The sequence below is a fragment of the Variovorax boronicumulans genome, assembly GCF_029892485.1.
Classification (GTDB): domain Bacteria; phylum Pseudomonadota; class Gammaproteobacteria; order Burkholderiales; family Burkholderiaceae_C; genus Variovorax; species Variovorax boronicumulans_B.
This window is the reverse complement of the sequence record NZ_JARXVG010000013.1, coordinates 142,572-162,579: the sequence shown is the minus strand read 5'-3', so window position 1 is coordinate 162,579 and position 20,008 is coordinate 142,572. Positions and strand designations below refer to the sequence as shown.

Annotated in this window: 21 protein-coding genes and 2 pseudogenes; 7 read left to right on the top strand and 16 right to left on the bottom strand. The window is 64.9% G+C overall.

Translation table 11 applies throughout. From position 1 onward, the window contains the following. Nucleotides 1-5: 5 nt before the first annotated feature. Nucleotides 6-689, bottom strand: coding sequence for a guanitoxin biosynthesis heme-dependent pre-guanitoxin N-hydroxylase GntA (gene gntA, locus M2282_RS25955; protein ID WP_280811655.1), 684 nt, complete (start codon nt 687-689; stop codon nt 6-8). Nucleotides 690-877: 188 nt separating this feature from the next. Here gntA and M2282_RS25950 point away from each other — a divergent pair, with 188 nt between their 5' ends. The 3 genes and pseudogenes from M2282_RS25950 (at nt 878) to M2282_RS25940 (ending at nt 3,371) form a co-directional block, all read left to right on the top strand. Next, the gene (locus tag M2282_RS25950; protein ID WP_280811654.1) at nt 878-1,072 is read left to right on the top strand and encodes a hypothetical protein; all 195 of its coding nucleotides are present in this window, start codon (nt 878-880) and stop codon (nt 1,070-1,072) included. Nucleotides 1,073-1,459: 387 nt separating this feature from the next. Further along, nucleotides 1,460-1,847 (top strand): annotated as a pseudogene (locus M2282_RS25945) (response regulator). 297 nt (nt 1,848-2,144) lie between these two features. After that, nucleotides 2,145-3,371, top strand: a complete 1,227-nt coding sequence (locus M2282_RS25940; RefSeq protein WP_280811653.1) for a YbdK family carboxylate-amine ligase — start codon at nt 2,145-2,147, stop codon at nt 3,369-3,371. 306 nt (nt 3,372-3,677) lie between these two features. Here M2282_RS25940 and M2282_RS25935 read toward each other — a convergent pair whose 3' ends face one another. Both M2282_RS25935 and M2282_RS25930 read right to left on the bottom strand, forming a co-directional pair. After that, nucleotides 3,678-4,607: a Ku protein gene (locus tag M2282_RS25935; protein ID WP_280811652.1), complete on the bottom strand. Its 930-nt coding sequence runs from the start codon at nt 4,605-4,607 to the stop codon at nt 3,678-3,680. 145 nt (nt 4,608-4,752) lie between these two features. Continuing rightward, the gene (locus M2282_RS25930) at nt 4,753-5,121 is read right to left on the bottom strand and encodes a hypothetical protein (RefSeq protein WP_280811651.1); all 369 of its coding nucleotides are present in this window, start codon (nt 5,119-5,121) and stop codon (nt 4,753-4,755) included. A gap of 183 nt (nt 5,122-5,304) precedes the next feature. On the opposite strand from M2282_RS25930, the gene M2282_RS25925 reads away from it, so the two are divergent. Then, on the top strand, nt 5,305-5,733 hold the full coding sequence (locus M2282_RS25925; protein ID WP_280811650.1) for a DUF1810 domain-containing protein: 429 nt from the start codon (nt 5,305-5,307) through the stop codon (nt 5,731-5,733). Between the two features lie 401 nt (nt 5,734-6,134). On the opposite strand, the gene M2282_RS25920 is transcribed toward M2282_RS25925, so the two are convergent. From M2282_RS25920 to M2282_RS25910, 3 genes are all read right to left on the bottom strand, one after another. Continuing rightward, entirely contained in the window at nt 6,135-6,233 is a 99-nt protein-coding gene (locus M2282_RS25920; protein WP_280811649.1) for a DUF3606 domain-containing protein, read from the bottom strand. A 1,109-nt stretch (nt 6,234-7,342) separates the two neighbouring features. After that, complete coding sequence (locus tag M2282_RS25915) at nt 7,343-8,143, bottom strand: tetratricopeptide repeat protein (RefSeq protein WP_280811648.1); 801 nt, start codon at nt 8,141-8,143, stop codon at nt 7,343-7,345. A gap of 38 nt (nt 8,144-8,181) precedes the next feature. Further along, entirely contained in the window at nt 8,182-9,117 is a 936-nt protein-coding gene (locus M2282_RS25910) for a Ku protein (RefSeq protein WP_280811647.1), read from the bottom strand. Nucleotides 9,118-9,233: 116 nt separating this feature from the next. Between M2282_RS25910 and M2282_RS25905 the strand changes: the two genes are divergently transcribed. Continuing rightward, a complete protein-coding gene (locus M2282_RS25905; protein WP_280811646.1) occupies nt 9,234-9,479 on the top strand; it encodes a hypothetical protein in 246 nt (81 codons plus the stop codon). Here M2282_RS25905 and M2282_RS25900 read toward each other — a convergent pair. Continuing rightward, nucleotides 9,463-9,840, bottom strand: a complete 378-nt coding sequence (locus M2282_RS25900; RefSeq protein WP_280811645.1) for a response regulator transcription factor — start codon at nt 9,838-9,840, stop codon at nt 9,463-9,465. The two genes, M2282_RS25905 and M2282_RS25900, sit on opposite strands and share 17 nt — an antisense overlap. Nucleotides 9,841-10,680: 840 nt before the next feature. On the opposite strand from M2282_RS25900, the gene M2282_RS25895 reads away from it, so the two are divergent. Continuing rightward, entirely contained in the window at nt 10,681-10,932 is a 252-nt protein-coding gene (locus M2282_RS25895; protein ID WP_280811644.1) for a hypothetical protein, read from the top strand. On the opposite strand, the gene M2282_RS25890 is transcribed toward M2282_RS25895, so the two are convergent. From M2282_RS25890 to M2282_RS25880, 3 genes are all read right to left on the bottom strand, one after another. Beyond that, nucleotides 10,905-11,138 (bottom strand): hypothetical protein, encoded by a 234-nt coding sequence (locus tag M2282_RS25890; RefSeq protein ID WP_280811643.1) that lies wholly within the window; start codon nt 11,136-11,138, stop codon nt 10,905-10,907. The genes M2282_RS25895 and M2282_RS25890 overlap by 28 nt on opposite strands. Before the next feature lie 148 nt (nt 11,139-11,286). Continuing rightward, a complete protein-coding gene (locus M2282_RS25885; protein ID WP_280811642.1) occupies nt 11,287-11,550 on the bottom strand; it encodes a hypothetical protein in 264 nt (87 codons plus the stop codon). After that, nucleotides 11,550-11,681 (bottom strand): DUF3606 domain-containing protein, encoded by a 132-nt coding sequence (locus M2282_RS25880; protein WP_280811641.1) that lies wholly within the window; start codon nt 11,679-11,681, stop codon nt 11,550-11,552. Before M2282_RS25880 ends, M2282_RS25885 begins: the two co-directional genes overlap by 1 nt. Nucleotides 11,682-12,036: 355 nt before the next feature. On the opposite strand from M2282_RS25880, the gene M2282_RS25875 reads away from it, so the two are divergent. Then, nucleotides 12,037-12,435, top strand: coding sequence for an autotransporter outer membrane beta-barrel domain-containing protein (locus tag M2282_RS25875; protein WP_280811640.1), 399 nt, complete (start codon nt 12,037-12,039; stop codon nt 12,433-12,435). A 32-nt stretch (nt 12,436-12,467) separates the two neighbouring features. Here the strand turns inward: M2282_RS25875 and M2282_RS25870 are convergent. The 6 genes and pseudogenes from M2282_RS25870 to M2282_RS25845 form a co-directional block, all read right to left on the bottom strand. Then, a pseudogene (locus tag M2282_RS25870) lies at nt 12,468-12,650 on the bottom strand (leucine zipper domain-containing protein); the annotation flags it as partial. 286 nt (nt 12,651-12,936) lie between these two features. Beyond that, on the bottom strand, nt 12,937-13,104 hold the full coding sequence (locus tag M2282_RS25865) for a hypothetical protein (RefSeq protein ID WP_280811639.1): 168 nt from the start codon (nt 13,102-13,104) through the stop codon (nt 12,937-12,939). Beyond that, nucleotides 13,101-15,272, bottom strand: a complete 2,172-nt coding sequence (locus M2282_RS25860; RefSeq protein ID WP_280811638.1) for an SWIM zinc finger family protein — start codon at nt 15,270-15,272, stop codon at nt 13,101-13,103. Before M2282_RS25860 ends, M2282_RS25865 begins: the two co-directional genes overlap by 4 nt. Beyond that, nucleotides 15,269-16,393, bottom strand: a complete 1,125-nt coding sequence (locus M2282_RS25855) for a VWA domain-containing protein (protein ID WP_280811637.1) — start codon at nt 16,391-16,393, stop codon at nt 15,269-15,271. Before M2282_RS25855 ends, M2282_RS25860 begins: the two co-directional genes overlap by 4 nt. Then, nucleotides 16,390-18,843: a DUF5682 family protein gene (locus M2282_RS25850; protein ID WP_280811636.1), complete on the bottom strand. Its 2,454-nt coding sequence runs from the start codon at nt 18,841-18,843 to the stop codon at nt 16,390-16,392. Before M2282_RS25850 ends, M2282_RS25855 begins: the two co-directional genes overlap by 4 nt. A 10-nt stretch (nt 18,844-18,853) precedes the next feature. Beyond that, nucleotides 18,854-20,002 carry an ATP-binding protein gene (locus M2282_RS25845; protein WP_280811635.1) on the bottom strand — a complete coding sequence of 383 codons (1,149 nt, stop codon included), beginning with the start codon at nt 20,000-20,002 and terminating at the stop codon, nt 18,854-18,856. Between the last annotated feature and the right edge of the window lie 6 nt (nt 20,003-20,008).

The window sequence follows — 20,008 nt, the reverse complement described above, 5'->3', positions numbered from 1 at the left end:
GAGATTTAAGCTTGAGGGTGAAAAGGGCACTTCCAGGCGTCTTCGACGTATCGGCCCGAGTACTGACGTGCCTCAGACGCTTCGCCGAAGCGGGAGAGGACGGGATTGATAGAGCCCTGCAGTGCCACGTCCCGTGCCCGGATGGCCTTCTGCATCGACTGGTACTTGCCGGAAGCTTTCAACGTTTCGAACTGCTCGTGAAAATTGAATACCAGGCACGGAACGGGAGACCGCCGCGCGAGCCTTGAGGCGCGTGGGTGCATGCCGACGACGAAGTACGCTCGGCCGCCGACGCTGAACGAAAAGTCGTTTTGTGCGGGGTCCTGACTGACGTCGTGATTCCACGCAAATCCCTGCCTCTCGTCGTATTCATGGAGCATCTGCAGTTGCTCCCACAGCGCCTCCTCGAATTCTTTTTCGTCCATGCCGGTGTCGTTGAACATGGCGATGAAACTCACCGGCGTAGCGCCGGGGTTCGGGAATTCGGCGGCATATACCCTCAGGGCATCGAACAGCGCTGGGCATTGGGCGGGATCGCCAAGATGACCAAACTGACTGGAGCGGATACGGCCCTTGTTGAGCGCGGACTTGGCGCCGACACAAGGAAAGGTCTTGTGATCGATGAATTCATCGAGGTTGGTCCGGGCGGAGGTACGCACGGTATGCGGGGAAGTGCTTTCATGGGACATGAGTCCACCGTAAGTTCGTTGGCCAAGGCTCGGTCGTGAGACGATCTTCATCGTGCAGGTAGGTCGCCGGCCTTCGACCGTCCGCCTTTCTCCTACGAGGACGCCCACGAGCCTCTCGTCAGTGAACGTTCGCGTCCTTGAAGGCATCGTGCTCAGGCTATATTTGCGCAAATTTCCCAGGATCACGGATGCCCACCTCTCCCGAAACTCGCGCGATTGCAAAGCTTGCCTGGGAAGCCGCGTTCGAGCGGCTCGGCAACGCGCTGCGCCCGCCAGAGGGCTACCCTGAATCCACCCCTGAGCAACTCGCGGAGTGCTATTGGAATGCCCAGGCCCGGCTGGACCAGCTACGTGTCGCGTTCAACATCCAGCCGCTGCATTGACCATGGTCGCGTCCGCCTGAACTTCTCACCGTCAGCGCTGACGTAGGTTCCCGGCCGGGCAGCAACAAGACGCGCAACAGCGCCGATCCCCACGAGTGATGGCACCAGCTTCTGCAAAGAAGCGCCCTCGAAGCCATGGTCGATCAGGGCGCCACCTTGCGTGTGCGTATGCCGCCGCCGCGGGTTTGGGCAATGAAAGACAGCGCGGACGATGTCTCCACCTCGAGCAGAAAAGGGGTATCCAGCGCCTTGGGCAAGGCGCCGGCAGTTCCATACCCCGGTCTCGGGCCAATCGATGTCGCTAGGCGACTTCCTACGCGATCCATCCGCCTGCACGTACGGATGCCGACTCCCGAGCACTTATCTTCCCGAACAGGAGCAAGCATCATGGAACTTTGCATTTTTCTCGTCGAAGACAACCGTCAAATTCGAGACAACTTGATCCCGGCGCTGACAGACCTTGGCCTGGCCGAAGTCGTCGGGGTCGCTGAATCTGAATCCGAAGCCACTCATTGGCTATCGCAGCACGAACATGCGTGGGATATCGCAGTGGTAGATCTCTTTCTCAAGGAGGGTTCCGGCCTTGGCGTCCTGCATTGGGTTCGGACGCGGCGTCGACCAAAACAGCGCGTGGTGGTGCTTTCCAACTATGCAACGCCGGCAATGCGCGAGTTGTCGCGCGAGCGGAGCGGACGCTGTGTTCGACAAGTCGACCGAGCTCGACGAATTCTTCGACTTCTGCCAGAACGCAAACCGGCATCGTGCCGCTTGCTAGCCGGAGGGGCAGCTTCGCCGACCGGGTCGCGGACCCAGACAAAGGCCGACGGCTGCCGTTGTAGCCGTCAAGGTCGTTTCCCGAAGTGCAGGCTGGCTGCGGCGAAACACGCTGGCAGCCAGCCGCGCTGCTGTCCGACGGCCACGCCGTTTGTCGCACGAATACGCTCGCGACGAACGACAACCCGGCTCTGTCGAACCGTGCTGTAGAGCAGGGACGTGGAGTATTGTTGCGACCCGCGCTTGCGGGGCTACATTCCAGATGCGTGCCACTGACTCATGCGAAGCGAGTTCCCTCATGTCCAAGAATCGTCTGCATTTCGACTTCGCCCCGTCCGCAGAACTTAGCCTCGGTGTCGAACTCGAACTGCAAATCATCGACGTAGGCACCGGTGATCTCGCTCAGCTAAGTAGGCAGCTTCTGACCTCAGTAGGCAGGGGCCCGCCCATTTTTCGCGGCGCAGTCGTCCCGGAAGTCACGGCCGGGATGATCGAAATCTCCACGGGGATATGCACGGGTGCATCCGCAGTCTTGGCCGATCTCACATCGCTTCATGATCGCGTAGCAGGTGCTGCGGGCGAGCACAACGCACAGATCGCTGGCGGCGGCATGCATCCTTTCGCACGGTGGCCGGAACAACAGATCTCCAGCTCTAGTCGCTACGAGGTGCTCTCCGCGTTATATGGGCAGGTGCTGAAGCAAACGACCGTATTCGGGCAGCACATTCATATGGGCTGCGCCGACGTACGACGAGTGCCGCTCCTGATGCACCAGTTGTCTAGGTTCGTACCGCACCTCATCGCAATGTCCGCTTCCAGTCCGTTCATGGAGGGCTACGACACTGGCTTTGATTCGACGCGCCTCAATTGTCCGGATCCCTTTCCCACAAGTCCAGGTGCCCCTTTCACGCTCTCATGGGACGAATTGACCGATCACCTCGCGAAGTGGCTCTCGTGCGGCGTCATCGACTCGATCAAGGATCTTCATTGGGACATCCGACCCAAGCCTGAGTTTGGCACGGTTGAAATCCGCGTCCTGGACAGTCCCCTGACCCTCAGACGAGCGGCGTCCCTGGCCGGTTTCGCGCAGCTTCTCGGAAATTGGCTGCTTATCGAAAACCCGTTTGTGCCTTGCCAAGAAGACTATGTGGTGTATACGTACAACAAGTTCCAAGCAACAAGATTCGGGCTGGGCGCGACGTACATCGACCCCGTTTCCAGAAAGCGGCTGAGCTTGTCCGATCACCTCACGGGCCTGCTGCACACGCTCTGTAGGTACACGATCACGTCAGAGGATGAGGAACTCCTGGCCGAGTTGCGAGAACTCGTGCGAAGCAAACAGAACGGCGCATCCGAGTTGCGCGGCTTGTATCGGCGTCTGGGTTGTCTGAAAGAGGTCGCACTTCTCAATGCAACCAAACTTGCGAGCACCGATGTCACACGCGCGGGACCCCTCGCAACCTCTGTGACCGTAGATCCGATATCACCGCCGCCAAGCTCTGCGACTCGGCTCAACGGCTCTTGACAGCCTACGTGCGTCGCTGCTGCCCAACCAGGACATTCCATGCCCATGGACAGTTTAGGTACTCGCCAGCGCCGCCTTCGCAAGGATCAAAGTCCTCGCCGCGCCCGTTGGATCGCATGGTGGCGGGCGCTTATCCGATTCCTGAGTTGATATTTTTGCTGAGCGTTTGATCGACGCATTGGGTCGAACGTGATCGCGTGGGCTTGGCCGTGACGCGACGTTGCGCTTGGTCTTGTCTATCGAGAGCCCGTCGCCCTTGGTCATGGGAGGGCTCACGCCCCAGACGCTGTTTCAGGGAGACGCGCGCTACGCAGCCTTTCGGGCCTTGGCCGCCGTCTTCTTCGCAGCCGGTTTGCGGGCGGCTCCGCCGGACTTGGCCGTCGTCTTGGCACTTGCCTTCTTGCTCGCCGGTGCGTTCGCCTTGGCAGTCTTGCTCCCGCCCTTGAGGCTGCGCTGCAGCAGCTCGGTCAGGTCGATCACATTGGAGCTTTCCTCCGGTGCTTCTTCCTCCGGCTGGATCACCGTTTCGGTGTCGCCCGCCTTGACCTTCTTCTGGACGATCTTCATCACCGCATGCTTGAACTCGTCCTTGAAGTCTTCGGGATCCCACTTGCCCGACATGTCTCCCACGAGCTGCTCGGCCATCTTCATTTCCGCCGCGCTCACGTTGGCGCCCTTGACCCCCGCCGCGGGTAGGTCAAGGCCTTCGAGCGTCTTCACCTCGTCGCCCCAGCGCAGCAGGTTGAGCACCAGCGCCTTTCCCGAAGGCACGAGCACCGCGAGGTGCTGCTTGGTGGCGATCACCACCTTCGCAAGTCCGACCTTGCCGGTCTTGATCAGCACCTCGCGAAGCAGCGCATAGACCTTCTGGCCCTTGTTGATCGGTGCGACGTAGTAGGGGCGCTCCAGGTAAACGAAGGGAATGTCGTTGGCGTCGATGAAGCACTGGATCTCGATGGTCTGGGTGGTGCGGGGATACACGGCCTCGATTTCGTCGGGGGAGATCACCACGTACTTGCCGTCCTCGTACTCGAAACCCTTGACGATGTTGTCCTTGTCGATCTCCTTGCCCGTCTTCTTGTTGATGCGCTTGTAGCCCACCGGATCCATGCTGCGCTTGTCAAGCCAGTCGAAATCCACGCCCGACTCGGTGCTGGCCGTGTGAAGGCCCACGGGGATGTGGACCAGCCCGAAAGTGATCGCGCCTTTCCAGAGGGTTCTGCTGCTCGTGGCCATGATCGTTCCTTCGATGGACTGGAAATAGGGGGAGCCGGCAACGACCGGCGATCGAGCATCAGTTCGGTCGATGCGGCGGGTTGTCGGACACGGCCGGTGCCGCTGGGAGGACAGGCCGCACAGCGCAAGCGGCACCCGCCCGTGGCTACTTCATCAGGCCGAAGCCGAAGACGGTCCTGCCGCTCGTCTTTGCGGGCGGCTTTTCGTCGCGATGCTTGGCCGGTGCAGGACGGGAAGGGCGCTTGCGCGGGGATGCGGCTTCGGGCTCGCCTTCGGGTTTGGCGGTCCGAGGCCCGATGTCCAGGTTGTTGATGAGCGATTGAAGCGCGACGAGGCCGTCCGCCATCGACGCCTTGTAGCTCTTCACGGCCTTGCGGGCGCGCTTGAGCACAGTCCACCGATCGTCGCCGGCATTAGCATCGGCTTCGCTGAGCACCCATTCGAATCCCCCCGTCTTGGCCTCTTCGACATGGATGGCGATCCGCCGCAGCGAATCTTGCACTGAGGTGCTCATGGTCGTTCCTTGGTTGCGGTGCAACGTTCCGCCGCCATCGGACCGGTGACCATCGTCGTATAGGCCCATCGACTGACGGTGTTCCGGCCTACGCGCTGGTCGTCTCTTTCCTACCGCCTTGGATCGAAGCGTCGTTCAGATTTGCGTCTGCCACATCGAAAAAGGAAAGCTCACGGAACCGCCATGGCCTTTGATCTCAACCGCTTCGTTCTAGCGCAGGAGTCCGTCTACAAAACCGTGTGTGAAGAGCTCGCGGCAGGGCGGAAGACCACGCACTGGATCTGGTTCATCTTTCCGCAATTGAAGGCCCTCGGGCGAAGCCCGACGGCCAAGTTTTTCGGCATCGAGGGCATCGAGGAGGCGAGGGCGTATTGGGCCCATCCTTTGCTGCGCAGCAGGCTGTTGCAATGCGCACGCCTGGTCCTTGAAGTTCGTGGACGCACCATCCATCAAATTCTCGGATCCCCGGACGACATGAAGCTGTGTTCATGCGCGACGCTGTTTTCCGAGGCGGCGCCGCAGGACACTGCCATGAAGGAAATCCTGGAACGCTACTACGAGGGCATCCCGGACAACACCACCCTCACCTTACTCAAGTCGCAAAGGCCGTAGCTCGACGCACGCGGGTCACATAGTCCGGGTGAAAGCAGCGTTCGGTTGCATTGGCAAAGCCGACCGTGACCGACCCGCCATCCGAAGCGATGACAACCCCAGGGCCGCACCGGATCGCCAGCGGCGAGGGCCGGCGAATCGGTCGCCGGTACCATAGGCCCGCCGCTCAGAACGAGCGGGCGGGACATTGCAGCTTCATGCGCTTCGATCCGTGGGCAGTTGTCACACGTTCCGCAGCGTTTGAACTCGACGGACCGGCCGAGGTCAGAAGTAGTGTCCGGGACTCGGTTCGTCAACATGGATGGCTATTCGCCGAATGCCGCTCACCACTAATTCCCGGCTAGATACTCGCGCACGGCCGAGTTGCCGACAGTTTTCACCGCATCGCGCAATTGGGTCTCCTAGCATTTGAGCGACTCGGTCCAAGATCGCACCTCGTGTGGCTCATTGAGCGCGATCAGCTTCTGGTCGAGGGAGGTCTTCTTCGGGTTGTCTGCCATTGGGAATCTCCTAGTGAGTGGCCCCGAGGCCGGCTGCCTCAAACTCTCACATTCCACAGTCCAAACCCTGAGGCATTTTCGCCTTCGATTTACGGCCGGTCTCCTACGGGCTGCGGCGGTGGCTCAGCCTCGTCTTTGTCAACCCAGTCCAGCAGCGCAGCCATGATATGAATACTGTATAAAACAACAGTATTGCGCGAAAGCGGGATTTTTGTCAGCGGCGTTTTTGTTACGTCCATGAGCTCGGGTGGCTAGGTCGGCGCGGCGCTGACCTCAGTGGGAATTGCTTGCAGATTGAATGGTGTTGAGAAACGACAACCCAAAACGGCGCGATAAATCGGGATTTGCCGGGACCCAGCTGGATGGGCTGGGCTGTGATGTAACGCCGTTAGGTGCTGCGTAACGCTCATTTGGAGCGATTGCTACTTGGATCCCCGGCCGGTCGCCGTTGAATTCCGGTCCCGTTTGCACAGGCCGCCCGGTCGAGCGCCGCCACATTGCACCGTTTGACCTCACGAAGGTAGAGGCGCTGCGCCGCAAGGGCGAGATCCATCAGTGCTACGGACGCTTGAAACTCTGTCTCAGATGCAGCGCTTCGCCCTTCTCCATGGATTGGCTTCGAAGCAATCAGGCGCTGGAAGTCGAGTGCCACAGCGCGAGCTTGGTTCGCATGCTGTCTCAGCTCTGCCAGGTGCAAAAAACGGTCGTGCATTCTTGCAGTCCGGCAATCCGGATGCCTGCGCTGACGGCGCTATGGTGCCCAAATGGCAAACATGGCCGGAAAAAGAACGGCAAATGTTACGGCCGCCGTGCCGCGCACCGTTCGGGCGGAGGCTCCAGCATGTCAAGCTGGCGGTCGGCGCGGGTCAAAGCCAGCTTGGCGCGTACACGCGTGATGAGGCGGCGCAGCCCGCTGTCGGTCACCAGATCGGGAAAACGGGGGCAACCGAAGGCGAAAGGCGACCGCCAAATCACGGGTTGACGACCGCTCTCCGTTTGCGCAGCCCACCGCTGCGAGCCTGCCGCCAGGCTCGGGCGGTCCGTCCCCGCCCGCCATCGTCCGGCATTGCGTGCAGCCGAATTCCTGCCGGATGTGGTGGGTCGCCCAGCTATTTCAGCCCCGCTGTCTGGAGGCGCCGGAATGCGCTGAAGTGACGGATGGCCATTTGCTGATTCCCGGCATCCGCATAGAGCAGCGCGGCATTGCGGTGCGCATCGGGCAGGTCGGGTTGCAAGCGCAACGCCTCCTCGTAGCTGGCCAGCGCCCCGTCGACGTCGCCCACGCCTTCGAGGGCTGCAGCCCGATTGAAGTGCATGAGCGGGTCGTCGGGGCAGAAATGCAGCCCATCCTCGTACAGCGCGGCCGCCTCTTCGCACCGCCCGGCTTCGCACATGAGGAAGCCCAGGTTGAGATAGGCATGGGCATAGGCCGGATCGTCGACCAGCACGTGGCGGTATGTCGCCTCTGCGGCCTCAGGGTCGGATTCTTCAAGTGCCTCGGCCTTGGCGAATCGGGCGTCGAGCTCGGCGGTCGGCGGCGCCTCGGCCCACTGCTGCGGGAAGAAACTCACGGACCCGCCACCCGCTGCGATTTGAAGGTCCAGGACGAACTGACCGGTTTGGGGTTCCCAGTGCGCGTCTCCGAATCGCACGGTCACCTGGTCGCCCTGTGCCGTGATGCGCATGCCCTGCAACGGCTGCTCCGCAGGAAGCGTTGCCTTGAGCTGGCGCAGCGCCTTGAGGATCTGCCGCGTGGGAATGCGCGCCGCGCGCAGCTCATTCGCCGAGCGCAGAAGAACGACGTCCTGGAATGAAAACCTCCAGGCCTTGCCTTCCTCTTTCACGGGCGTGACAAAGCCCAGCTCGATCAGCTTGAGCACGGCGTGCCGGGACAGGCCGAGCAACTGCACGACGTTGCGCAGCGATCGGCTCGGATTGTCTTGCGTAGTCACTTTCTCGTTTTGGCGCGCGGTGCCGGCGCTGCGGGTTTGGCGGCCGCCCTTGGAGCACGCATGGCTTTGTTCTCTGGTTTTCGCAGCGGCGTGACGACTTGGCCACTCTTGGACGGCGCCGCCTGTGCCTTTCGCTTGCCGGCGTTCTGCCGCTCCAGGCTGGCCATGAGCATCTGGGTCAGGTCGATGACCTGGCCCGACGCGCCCGTACCGTCCTCGGGATGCTCGGCCGCAATGATTTCCTCGCCTGCGATCTTCGCGTCGATCGCGGCGAGGATGCGTTTTTTCTCCTCGTCCTCGAACATCGTCGGGTCGTAGTTGTCGCGGGAGATCTGCTGGATGAGCTGCAGCGCCAGCTTCAGTTCGGCGGCCGAAGGCTCCAACTGCTCGATGCCCAGGTCCTTGATTGAGCGGACTTCCTCCGCGTAGAGCAACTGCTGCAGGACCAAGCCTTCGTCCTGCGCGCGGACCTGAACGACGTACTGCTTGGACTTCCACGCCCATTTGGCCAGCGCGCAGCGGCCGCTCTCGAGCATGGCCTTCTTCAGCAGGTTGTACGGCTTGCCGCCGCGTTTGTCCGGTGCCAGGAAGTAGGGCTTGTCGTAGTAGATCGGGTCGACCCCATCGGCAGGGATGAAGGCGACGATATCGATCAAGTGGCTCGCACCTTCCTCCAGCGCCTTGAGCTCGTTCGGCTTGAAGATGACGTAGCGGTCCGTGTCGAACTCGTAACCTTTGACCATTTCCGATCGGGGAACGATCTTCTTCGGGTTGACTGCGGAGACGTACTGTTGCTTGACCCTGTGCCCTTCCTGGGACAGGAGGTTGAAGCTCACCGCGGCCGAACTCTCTGTGGCGGTGTAGAGGCGAACCGGGATCGACACGAGGCCGAAACCCAGGGACAGGGATGCGATCGAGCGCGGGGTGGCCATGGCTGCTCCTTTGCGAGGAAATCAACATGCCATTTTTTTCGCACGCGGAAAAGAGGAGAAAAGCGCTAAGTCAGGGTAACGTGTAGATCTATCCCAGGGGGCGGCCAGGAGAAGCCATGCCGATGGACTTTTTAATGAAGATCGAGAAAGCTGAATTCCCGCTCAAGGTCGATTCATTCGACGACATCAACAACGTGCTGGTATTGAAAGCAGCAGGCTTGGTCGACGCCGAGATGCTGACTCCACAGCCCGGTGATGCCGGCGGGCGACCGGAAGCCGCCATCGTGATCCGGATCACCCCCGTAGGACGTGTCGCGCTAGAACGCAAAAAAGACTGCGGCCCTCCTAGTGCGGGCCATTGAGCGTCTCCAGAAAGTCGATCAAGGCATCGATCTCCGTGGACTTGTCGAACACTGCATCTGCGCCGAGCAGCAGCGCCTGACGCCGCATTTCAGGCGTCGCGTAGTTGGAAAGGACCACCACACGCTGGTGTGGCTCCCTGTCTCGGCAGCGCTCGACCACGTTGAGCCCAGATCCTTTCCGAAGGAAGAGATCCACCACAGCCACGTCCCAATGGCCATCATGGGAGATCAGCCAGGCGACGGCATCGTCCGCGGTTTCCGCAACGCCTTCCACGCGTGCGGCCGACAAACTCTCAATGGCAGGAATGAGGTTGTCTCTGATGACCTTGTTGTCTTCGACGAGGAATGCGGTTACAGGCATGGCAAACAATCTGTCGACCCCCTGTGGGTCTTTGTCCAAAAGGCTACCGACCTATCGACCGGGTCTTGTAGGAACGCACAGAGCCAACGAGTGAGACGAGCGGCATGGTCTGGCAGGCAGCCGATGCGGCCCGGCTAAATTGGCGTTGCGTCGAGGCCTTCCTCTCTGGTCATTCTGTGTGACAACAGAATCAATGTGGCACGAGGCATCGTCCATATGTGCTTCAAAAGGTTGAGCATGAGGGGGCGCTGGTCAGGAGTTCACCGATGTTTTGGCGTGCTCCCGCCGCTGGCAGCCTGCGCAGAAGCCGTGTTTTACGATGCGTCGCGTTGGCAGTGCAGCCTAGGTTACAGGGCCGAAGACCCGAACATCAAGACCATTCTGTACGACATCGACCGCATGGTGCGCGCCGAGTTCCAGTTCGTACCGAACACCTACATCCTTGAGTGGAACGACAAGCTCGACGAAAAAGCGTACCCGGCCAGTGACAAGGTGATCTCCGTCGCCTCGGACATAAACATTCGGATCAGATCGACACCGGAACTGTTGACGTTGACGAGATCGCCGCCGCCGCGACGAAGGCGTGATCTCCAGGGTCCACCGACAGGACGGCGCCCCGTGCAAGGGATGTCGGCATCGTCGCCGCGGTGCTTCACTTCCTTGTTGGGAAGTGACCTCCGCGGAATGCAAAGGACACAATGGGCTTGGCTGGTTTCCACATGAAGAAACATGCGACGTCGAAGGCACACCCCGTTGTCTGAAACTCGTCATCAAGGTGTTAAATTGCTAATCTCAGCCCAAACCCCTCTGACACTGTGCGGGCGAAGACAAGGACCGCGCATGCCCATGGATTTCCTCCGTCGAATTGAAGACGCCGCATTTCCCTTGACCGTCAGATCTGAAAGCGAGATCGACTGCGCCGCAGTTCTTGCTGCTGCCGAACTGATCGAGGCTGTATTGCCGCCTCCCGGCAGAGAGGACATAGACGACCGTGTCGCGGTGATCGTCAGGATTACCTTCATGGGACGCGCCGAGTTGAACCGGTTGAGGCAGAAAGAGCGGCTTTACGCGCCGAAAGACGACTCCCAATAGGGACACAAAGCGGCCACTCTTTCGTCGTGTTCGCTCATCATCGCCCCGAAGCGCGCGTTCGACTCGTCACGTAACGCGGAAACATTGGCTAGTTCGGCTTGGAACTCGGCAGCGCTGCCGGTTCTTCGGCACAAAGCCCAATGTGCGGATACGGCCCTGGCCTCGGCTTCGATCCATGCGACATAGGCATCGCTGTATACCGGCATGTCAGATTCCTCCTTCGAAGAGCGATCTGTTGAGGTCATGGCAAGCGCCGTCCGCAGTGCAGACCACGGCCCTATGCGAGAGGGCCGCGTCGCATATACCAACTCAGTTTCTTCCAAAACAACAGAGCAAGATAGACGACCATGACGTTCAGCTGAGAAACTGCGTTTCACCAACCGGGGATGAATCTTCATCGTCGCCCGCGATGCGAGGCCCGATCCGCTCGTCTGACGCGAGGCGCTCCAATGCCCGCATGCCTGCCTGCAGTGCGTCGAGCCACATGTCATAGCCTTCGTCGGCAGATTGGAGCTCCGCCCATTGGCTCGCATCGCCGCCTTCTTCCATGAGCACCCAGTAGAAGCGCCCTGGGTCCGGCTCGTCGACGTGCACCGAAATGCGCCGGATCTTGTTCATCAGCGCTTCCCGGCCAGGTACTCGCGCACGGCTTCCGCCGAGTTGCCCACGGCCTTCACCGCATCGCGCAGCTGAGTTTCCGAGCATTTGAGCGACTCGGTCCACGAACGCACCTCGTGCGGCTCATGCATCGCGATCAGCTTCCGGTCCAGTCCGGTTTTTTCGTGTCGTCTGTCATGTCGATCTCCAGTCTGCGCGCGGACAACCCGTGCGAGCCTAAGGTGACATTACCGCAGGTACGAAGCCATGCCTGTTTGCCGCCTCTTCCTGACAGTGGCTCTCCTACGCGCGGCTCACTTTCGGGGAGTGTTCTCGTGCCCTATGACCCACGCTTGCCGACGAGAGGGGTGCCAGCCAGAGCTGGAACAAGACCGAGACCAGCCACTCGGTCCGCTTTGCAGGTATCGCCGACAACCTCTCGGCAGACTACGACTGCACCACCACGCAGCTCTTCGGCGAAGCGGCCACCGAATCGACGCGGGAGGCGTGGCGCTGGGGCCCTTCGGCCTGGCCTACGCGCGGCTGCGCAGCGATGCCTACGTCGAGCGCGGCGGGCTGGCGGCGCTCTGCGGCGAGGGCGGCAGCGTCGATGCGACTTTCACGACGCTGGGCCTGCGCGCCAGCACCCAGCTCGGCACCACCACGCGGCTGCGCGGCATGCTCGGCTGGCGCCACGCCTTCGGCGACACGACGCCCACCAGCACGCATGCGTTCGCGGACAGCATCCCGTTCACGCTCGCAGGCGTACCGCTGGTCAAGAACGTTGCGGTGGTGGAGGCGGGCGTGGACGTGGAGCTGCACCCGAACCTGACGCTGGGAGCCTCCTGCTCGGGGCAGTTCGGCAGCGGACTCCAGGACCACGGCTTCAAGGCGAGCCTGAACTAGAAGTTCTGAGGGGCTAAGTCACGCCGGCCGCAGGACGCATCGGCCAAGGCGGCTTCGCCGCCGGCCAGATAGAGACCGAGCCACTTCCCGGCCGTGGGGGCGGTGACGCAGTGTGCGGCTGCGGCTCGCACGACATCGAGGCCTTCCAAAGTCATCTGTTTGACCATCTCGAGTCGGCGCAGGAAGGTAAGTCGGGCATGCTTATGGGTGTTCATCCGGTCGGGCCTCCTGAGTGGATTGGGTGTTTGGCGACTTCCGGTCTCTCAAACCCAATCCCGATGAACACCGGATACAACCTATTGGAGCTTCACAGCTAGGCAGCTGCAGGGGGGCTGGTTCTCACGGGTTGGGGGGCTGTTTGCGAACTTTGATCGTGGGTAAACCGCGAACGTTCGAGGCCTGAGAAATTTCGCTGCATGGATCGAGCCCATGCACTGCTTCGGTCGAACCGAAGGCACCCGCGCTGAATGTGGCGAATCTGGCCATCGGGCATGCTGAAACTCAAGTCCCGATGTTCGCGGTCAATCTGGCCTTGCCATAGCCGCGATAGCGCTCCCGCACCACCGATATTTCCTCAGCACTGAGAATCACGGGCGCGCCGAAGTTCGAGTCAGACAAGCGCACCACGCAAAGAACCCCCAAGTCACCAATGGCTTGGGAGGGGGTCATGCCGATGCCTCCATCGATGCCGACTGCGCCACGCCCTGCATCAGCAGCCCCAACATCCCCAGTTGCGCCACCAACGCCGGCCGCTGAGCCGAGCGCAGGTTCTCCAGCACCGCGCCCAGCAGCGCCGCACCTCGGTAGAGCCCGGCCTGCTTCAGGTGAAGCACCTGCGCCTCGGCGCGCGACAGAGCATTGCCGCCCTGATGCCGCAGGCCCTGCCGCAGCCAAAGCGCCAGCAGCGCGAGCGTGTCGTTCGCCAGCGAATTCAGCGCAGGCACCTCGTCGACGTCGCTGTGCAAGCCCAGCGGCTGCGGCGAGACCGCCTCGACCTGCAGCACCACGGCGCGCTGCGCTGTGAGCAGGCTCAGCGGCTGTATCACCGCCACGCCGCCTTGCAGGTGCACCGTGCCCGCCACGGCGCGCAGCGCGCCATGGCCACCGGCCAGGGTGCGGGCCAGCGCATCGACCGCGCCCGGCGCCACCGCGCGATGCGGCAGCGCCAGGCGCAGCTGTTCTTTGGCGGGCGCTGCCGCAGGGACGCCTGCCTCGCCCGTGTCGCCGGCCCCCGCCTGTGCCAGCGCCGCATGCAACACCTGCGCGGCCGCATCCCAGTGGCACGACACCACTTCCATGCGATCGAGGGCCACCACGTGCAGCTGCCCCGAGGCCCCGGTGGACGCGCCGCTCGCCGCTTGCCTGGGTCGGACGAAATCGGGCGGCGCCTCGCGCAGGTGCGCCACCAGCGCGGCCACGCTGCCTTGCCGCAAAGGCGCGACGAGGTCGTTCCACGACGTGGGCGACAGCGGCAGCACGCCCGTCTGCCGCGCGCCGGCCGTGATGTCGACCAGCCCGTTGGCGCGTCGCGTCGCGGTCTTGGTGATGATCTGGCCGCTCGCGAGTTGCCGCAGCGGGAAGCCCGCCACGCGCCGGTTCATCAGCGCCTGCGCGGTGCCGCCGGCCGCCGCGTCGGCCTCGCGCGTCCATTGGCGCTCCAGCACCGTCACGTTCTGCGTGTCGGGGTCGGCGAAGAGAATGCTCGCCCCTTCAGCCGTGTCGTCAGACCAGAGCTCGGCGCCGAGCGACACGAGGCGCAGGTGGTCCAGCGCCACCTCGCCCTTCACGCCGACGCCCAGGATCTGGCTCGCCAGCAGGGCCGGCCGTCGGGTGTTCGGCTGCTCCGCGTGCGCCGCCGCCTGCAGCCGCGCCCACAGCTCGGCCAGTACGCGCACCAGGCGCAGCGGCTCGAAGCGGCTGCTGCGTGCCTGCTGCGCCTGCAGCAGCTGCCACAGCTCGTCGAGCGCGTCGTCGATCCAGTTCCAGCCCAGCGCGAGCGCCTGTTCGCGCACGGCCTTGAAGCGCGCGGCCAGCGCCATCAGCGGCTGGCTCGAGCCGTCGAGCCAGAGCGAGAGCAGCAGGGCGTCGATGTGGGCGCGCAGCACGCGCGCCGCATCGCCCTGCATCAGCGGCTGCTGTGCGCCGCTCGCCGTGTCCGCGTCCGCCGAAGCGGGCGGGCGGACTTCGACCATCGCTTCCGCGGCGCCCGGCGGCAGCGCGCCGGCCTGACGGAACGCCCACACCGCGACCACCACGTGCGCGCAGCCGCTGCCTTGCTTGCAATCGCAGCGCGCATGCACGAGCGAGCTGCGCGAGAAAAAGCGCACGCTGCACATCGGCAGCCGCGCCACCGGCGGCGCGCCGGCGCTGCGCCAGGCCTGAACGGCGACCACCGGCCGCGCGACGGCGAGCTTGTTCGCCTGTTCCAGCACGGACGGCGCAAAGCTCGCGGCCAGCGCAGCGTCGTCGAACTGCGCGGGGTTCCAGGCGTCGTCCGAATCGGCAGGCGTATCGTCCGCGGCCGCAGGTGCGTCAGCCTTCGAAGACGCCGCCAGTGCCTGGTACGCCAGCACCAGCATCACGCGGTGCCTGCACATGCCGCTGGCCGGGCAACTGCACTGCGCATCGCGCAGCGTGCGCCCCGGCGGCAGGCTGGTGCGCACGCCGTCGTCGAAATGCGCCTGCACCACACCGTCCGCGCCGGCCTCCATCCGCGGCAGCAGCCCGGCGGCCACGTCCTTCTGCGCGCGCTTCACGAAGCCCGCGTTGGCCAGTGCCGTGAGCGCCTCGGGCGTCAGCTCCAGCAGGTCGGAGCGCCATGCGATGTCGCCGCTCATCCCTGTACCTTCTCGGCCAGCCAGCCGGCCAGCTGCCCCGGCGTCATGGCACCGATCTGCGCGCCTTCGCGCACCAGCCGAGCGGCCATCTCGTGGTCGTAGTTGGGTTCAGCCGTCGCGTCGAGCGCGGCCAGGCCCAGCACCTTGGCGCCGGACTCCACCAGCGCCTTCACGCGCCGCACCAGTTCGTGCGGACTGCCGCCTTCGTAGAAGTCGCTCACCAGCACCACGATGCTCCGTGCCGGATTGGCGACGAGCGATTGCGCATAGCCCACCGCCTTCGCGATGTCGGTGCCGCCGCCCAGCTGCACCTTCATGAGCAACTCGACCGGGTCGGACACGTCGGCCGTCAGGTCGACCACCGCCGTGTCGAAGGCCACCAGCCGCGTGCGCATGCCGGGCAACTGCCACAGGCATGCGGCCATCACCGCGCTGTGGATCACCGAGTCGACCATCGAACCGCTCTGGTCGATCAGCAAGATGATGTCCCATGGCTCGGCATGCCGTCGGGTGCGGCTGATGAACACCGGGCGCTCCACGTAGAGCTTGCGGCGCTCGGGGTCGTAGCGGTGCAGGTTGGCGGCCAGCGTCTGCTTGAAGTCGAAGTTGCGCGCCACCTTCATGCGCGAGCGGCGGCGCCGGTCGCGGCTGCCGCTGAAGGCCTGGCGCACTTCGGTGGCGAGCTTTTCCATGATGCGGCGCACCACCTCGGCCACCAGCCTGCGCGCGGCCGCCAGCACCTCGGGGTTCATCAGATGCTTGGTGTGCAGCACGGCGCGCAGCAGCGACTCCGACGGCTCGATGCGCTCCAGCACCTCGAGGTTGGTCACCACCTCGTCGATGCCGTAGCGCTCCACCGCGTCCTGCTCCAGCCGCTCGATCACTTCCTTCGGAAAGAGCGTGTGGATGGTATTGATCCAGTCCGGCGTGCTGAGCGCCGAGGGGCCGAGGCCGGCGCTGCGTTCGCCGCGGCTCGCGCGATCGCTGTCGCGGCCGTAGAGCCAGTCGAGCGCGGCGTCGGCCGCCTTGGCTTCGGCGCTCAGGCCGCCGCACGCCGCCTCGGCGGGGTCGCCCAGCAGGAGGCGCCAGCGTTGCAGGGGATCGGGAATGTCCAGGCTCATGGGTGAAGCGTTCCTTGCGTACCGTCGAGCGTCACGCCCCAGGCGGCCAGGCGCGCGAGCACGGCGTCTTCCACGCGGCGCGCTTCGGCCAGCTGCGCAGGCGTGGCCTCGCCGGCGTGGTGCGTCGTGAGCGCGCGGCGCGAGAGGTGCGCGGCGTCGTGCAGCGCCAGCACCTGGTCCGCCAGCAGCCCGCGTTCCTGCGGCGGCAGCCAGGCGAAGGCGCCGCGCAGGCTGGGCATGGCACGCACGAAGTCGGCGTTGTCCAGTGCCTGCACGGTGCGGTCCATGCCGGCGATGAAGGCGGGCTCGGACGCCAGCGTTTCGCGCGCCAGCGCCAGCAGGCCGGTGAGCGCATCGCCGAGCACGGGGGCGGGCAGCGAGTGCAGCAGCCGCATCGCCTCGCCCACGCCGTCTTCATGCGCCTGTGGATGCGGCAAGCGACCGGCCAGGCTCAGCGTGGCACCCAGCGCCGCGCCGCGGCTCACGGGCGCGGCGCCGGCGTCGGCCGCCTTGCGTTGCCACACGGCGAGCGCGCGGGCGGGCTCCACGTCGAGCAGCGACGGCGCGTGCATGTCGTGGGCGCCGTGGGCGCTGTCCTGCGCATGGGCCAGCACATCGGCCACGATCTGCCGAAGCGCCAGATGGCCTTCCAGGTGCGGCTGCATGTCGGCTGGCGCCACGGCGGCGGGCGGCTCCAGCAGCCACAGCGCGCGGTCGAAGCCCGCGCCGATCACCACGCGCAGCACCGGCGCGTCGGCCATGTCCAGCGTTTGGCCGTGGCGCAGCAGCGTGTGCAGCACCGACAGGGCGGGCCCCAGCGCCTCGAAGCGCGCTTCGTTGGCAATGGCGCCCTGCAGCTCGCGCAGCAACGCATCGCTGAGCGCCGGCAGGCCCGCCCATGCGGCCTGGTTGAGCCCCTCGGCCAGCGGGGCGATCTGGCCTTGCGCCTGCCGCAGGTCATCTTCCAGCCGGGCGCGCGCCGCGTCGTGCAGGCTCGCGCCCCAGGCGCCGGCCTCGATCAGCGCGGCCTGCTGTTCCAGCGGTTCGCCGAGCGACCAGAGTTCGGTGCGCTCGCCCGACATCGCGAGCTTCGGCCCCTGCGTGCGCCGCACGCCGGGCAGCCGCAGGATCAACAGCCGGTGCAGCACGCGACTCTTGGCGCGGTCGGCGTCGCCCAGCAAATCGAGCTTGAGCTGCGCGCGCAGCACGATGCCGTGCGCCGCCAGTTCGGCCTGCACCGCGGCCACGAGCGGCGGCTGCGGCGTGCCGGGCGCGAGGCGCCCGACGGTGTCGCCGGCCAGCACGTCCATCGCCTGCACGAGCACGGGGTCGGTGCCGGGGCGCATGGCGCCGCGGTAGGTCCAGGGCAACGGGGCGTCGAGCGCGTCTTTCACCAGTGCGCCGGCCAGCGCGTCGAGCCAGTCTGAGCGCAGCGGCTTCTCGTGACCGCGCAGCCGCGCGAGCCCTTGCGCGCGCAGATGCACGGCCATCAGGTCGGCAGTGGAGGCGGGGAGTTTCTTCTCGCGCAGGCGCTGCATCACGTATTGCAGCGCGCGGTGCGCCGCGCCTTCGGGGCCCAGCTCCCACACCCACTGGTAGTAGGCCGGCGACGGCATGCCCGAGGCGTAGCCGGCGAAGGCGTCCAGGCGCTTGAAGGTGTAGGGCACCAGGTAGGAGCCAAAGCGCAGCGGGGCTTGCGCATCGCGCGTGCCGGCGTCTTCTTCGTCTGGCTCGGTGGATTCGTGCGAAGGTTCTGGCGTGGCGGGCAGGTCGGCGGGCATGCCCGGCCACAGCCGCGCGAGCGCGGGCGCGTGGTAGCCGCCGCACACCACCAGCGCCTGCGCGCGGCCGGGCTGCGTCGGCTGTGCCATCGCCCAGGCGATCCAGCGCGCCATCATCTGTTCGCGTGCCTGGTTGCCCTGCGAGCCGGCATCGTCGCCGCGCAGATGATCGAAGTAGGTGCGAAGGCGCTGCGCCAGTTCGGCCACGTCGCAGCCGTCCTCGAACAGGTGGTCCCACAGCGCGTCGCGGCCCTGCACGGAAAGTTTCTCGGTCAGCGCGCGCTCGTAGGCCTCGGCGCGTTCCTCGTGCGCATGGTCGGCCACGTCGGCATAGCGGTTCTCCATGTGCGAGAAGGCGGCGTGCCACGCGGGCAGGTCGATGAAGCGCACGGCCGCGCCCACCTCGCGCGCCACCACCAGCGCCTGCCACTCGGGCGAATGCTCGGCAAAGGGCGACCACGACCCGTGGTGCCGGTCGTCGCCCGACAAGTAGCTGTAGATCGCCACCGGCAAGCGGTGCGGCAAGTACAGCTCGTCGAGCCGTTCGTTGAAATCGGCGGGGCCTTCGATCAGCACGAAAGCCGGGCGCAGCGTGCGGATGCGCTCGGCCACCAGCCGCGCGCAGGCCGGGCTGTGATGGCGCACACCGACGATGTGGGGCTGTGTCATCGCGGCGCGGTCAGGGGAGGCGATGCCGCGCCTCGTAGTACGCGCGCCAGTGCGCCCCGTTGCGCTTGGCCGCCTTCTGCTCGAAGTAGCGCCGCAGCTTGGCGCGGTCGTCCGCATTGTCTTTCACCACCGTGCCGGCGATGCAGTCGACCAGGTCGGCCGGCGAGCCTTCGCGCTGTTCGAGGAACCAGGCGCGCACGCCCACCGCATGAGCCACGTTCACGGCTTCGGCGGTCGACATCACGGCGGTGAGCTTGTCCATCGCGCCGTCGTTGCCCCCGTTGGCGTTGCCTTTTTCAGCCTTGCCCGGCGCGCCGCGCAGGTCGCGGAAGGTGGACACCAGCAGCTCGAGCACCGGCGCGGGCACGGTCTTCGGAATGCCGCTCTGTGCGAGCAGCCGCGCGGACGATTCCTGCACCAGCGCCAGTTCGCGGTCGAAGTCGAGGATGGGGAAGACCGTCTCGAAGTCGAAGCGCCGCTTCAGCGCCGCGCTCATCTCGTTCACGCCGCGGTCGCGCGTGTTGGCGGTGGCGATGATGTTGAAGCCCTCGCGCGCGTAGAGCATGCCGTGCTCGCCCGCGAGCTCGGGCACCGCCATCACGCGGTCCGACAGCATGCCCAGCAGGCAGTCCTGCACCTCCAGCGGCGCACGCGTGATTTCCTCGAAGCGCACCACCTGGCCGCGCTGCATGCCCAGGTACAGCGGCGCGGGCACCATGGCGCGCGGGCTCGGGCCTTCGTTGATGAGCAGCGCGTAGTTCCAGCCGTACTTGATCTGGTCTTCGGTGATCGACGCGCCGCCCTGGATGGTGAGCGTGGAGATGCCCGAGATGGCCGTGGCCAGCAGCTCCGACAGCATCGACTTCGCCGTGCCCGGCTCGCCCACCAGCATCAGCCCGCGGCCGGTGGCCAGCGTGACGAGCATGCGCTCGATGCTGGCCACGGGCGCGACGATCTTCGGCGCGATGCCGAGCGCCGCGTCGCCGAGGATGAACGAGCGCGCGGCTTTCAGGCCCAGTGCCCAGCCGGGCGGGCGCGGGTCGGTGTCCTGCGCCTGAAGGCGCGCGAGCTGTGCGCCGTACTGGATCTCGGCCGGCGGGCGCTGCAGTTGCTGCGCTGCCGTACCGGAGGCGTCTTTGGTCTTGTTCGATGTGGCCATGTGTGT

Bases quoted from the DNA above. Each gene is read 5' to 3' on its own strand.
- M2282_RS25890 (WP_280811643.1), bottom strand. From the start codon at position 11,138: ATGCCGGTATACAGCGATGCCTATGTCGCATGGATCGAAGCCGAGGCC.
- M2282_RS25865 (WP_280811639.1), bottom strand. From the start codon at position 13,104: ATGACCCCCTCCCAAGCCATTGGTGACTTGGGGGTTCTTTGCGTGGTG.
- M2282_RS25935 (WP_280811652.1), bottom strand. From the start codon at position 4,607: ATGGCCACGAGCAGCAGAACCCTCTGGAAAGGCGCGATCACTTTCGGG.
- M2282_RS25920 (WP_280811649.1), bottom strand. From the start codon at position 6,233: ATGGCAGACAACCCGAAGAAGACCTCCCTCGACCAGAAGCTGATCGCG.
- M2282_RS25925 (WP_280811650.1), top strand. From the start codon at position 5,305: ATGGCCTTTGATCTCAACCGCTTCGTTCTAGCGCAGGAGTCCGTCTAC.
- M2282_RS25855 (WP_280811637.1), bottom strand. From the start codon at position 16,393: ATGAGCCTGGACATTCCCGATCCCCTGCAACGCTGGCGCCTCCTGCTG.
- gntA (WP_280811655.1), bottom strand. From the start codon at position 689: ATGTCCCATGAAAGCACTTCCCCGCATACCGTGCGTACCTCCGCCCGG.
- M2282_RS25880 (WP_280811641.1), bottom strand. From the start codon at position 11,681: ATGCATGAGCCGCACGAGGTGCGTTCGTGGACCGAGTCGCTCAAATGC.
- M2282_RS25930 (WP_280811651.1), bottom strand. From the start codon at position 5,121: ATGAGCACCTCAGTGCAAGATTCGCTGCGGCGGATCGCCATCCATGTC.
- M2282_RS25885 (WP_280811642.1), bottom strand. From the start codon at position 11,550: ATGAACAAGATCCGGCGCATTTCGGTGCACGTCGACGAGCCGGACCCA.
- M2282_RS25900 (WP_280811645.1), bottom strand. From the start codon at position 9,840: ATGCCTGTAACCGCATTCCTCGTCGAAGACAACAAGGTCATCAGAGAC.
- M2282_RS25905 (WP_280811646.1), top strand. From the start codon at position 9,234: ATGCCGATGGACTTTTTAATGAAGATCGAGAAAGCTGAATTCCCGCTC.
- M2282_RS25910 (WP_280811647.1), bottom strand. From the start codon at position 9,117: ATGGCCACCCCGCGCTCGATCGCATCCCTGTCCCTGGGTTTCGGCCTC.
- M2282_RS25895 (WP_280811644.1), top strand. From the start codon at position 10,681: ATGCCCATGGATTTCCTCCGTCGAATTGAAGACGCCGCATTTCCCTTG.
- M2282_RS25940 (WP_280811653.1), top strand. From the start codon at position 2,145: ATGTCCAAGAATCGTCTGCATTTCGACTTCGCCCCGTCCGCAGAACTT.
- M2282_RS25845 (WP_280811635.1), bottom strand. From the start codon at position 20,002: ATGGCCACATCGAACAAGACCAAAGACGCCTCCGGTACGGCAGCGCAG.
- M2282_RS25860 (WP_280811638.1), bottom strand. From the start codon at position 15,272: ATGAGCGGCGACATCGCATGGCGCTCCGACCTGCTGGAGCTGACGCCC.
- M2282_RS25850 (WP_280811636.1), bottom strand. From the start codon at position 18,843: ATGACACAGCCCCACATCGTCGGTGTGCGCCATCACAGCCCGGCCTGC.
- M2282_RS25950 (WP_280811654.1), top strand. From the start codon at position 878: ATGCCCACCTCTCCCGAAACTCGCGCGATTGCAAAGCTTGCCTGGGAA.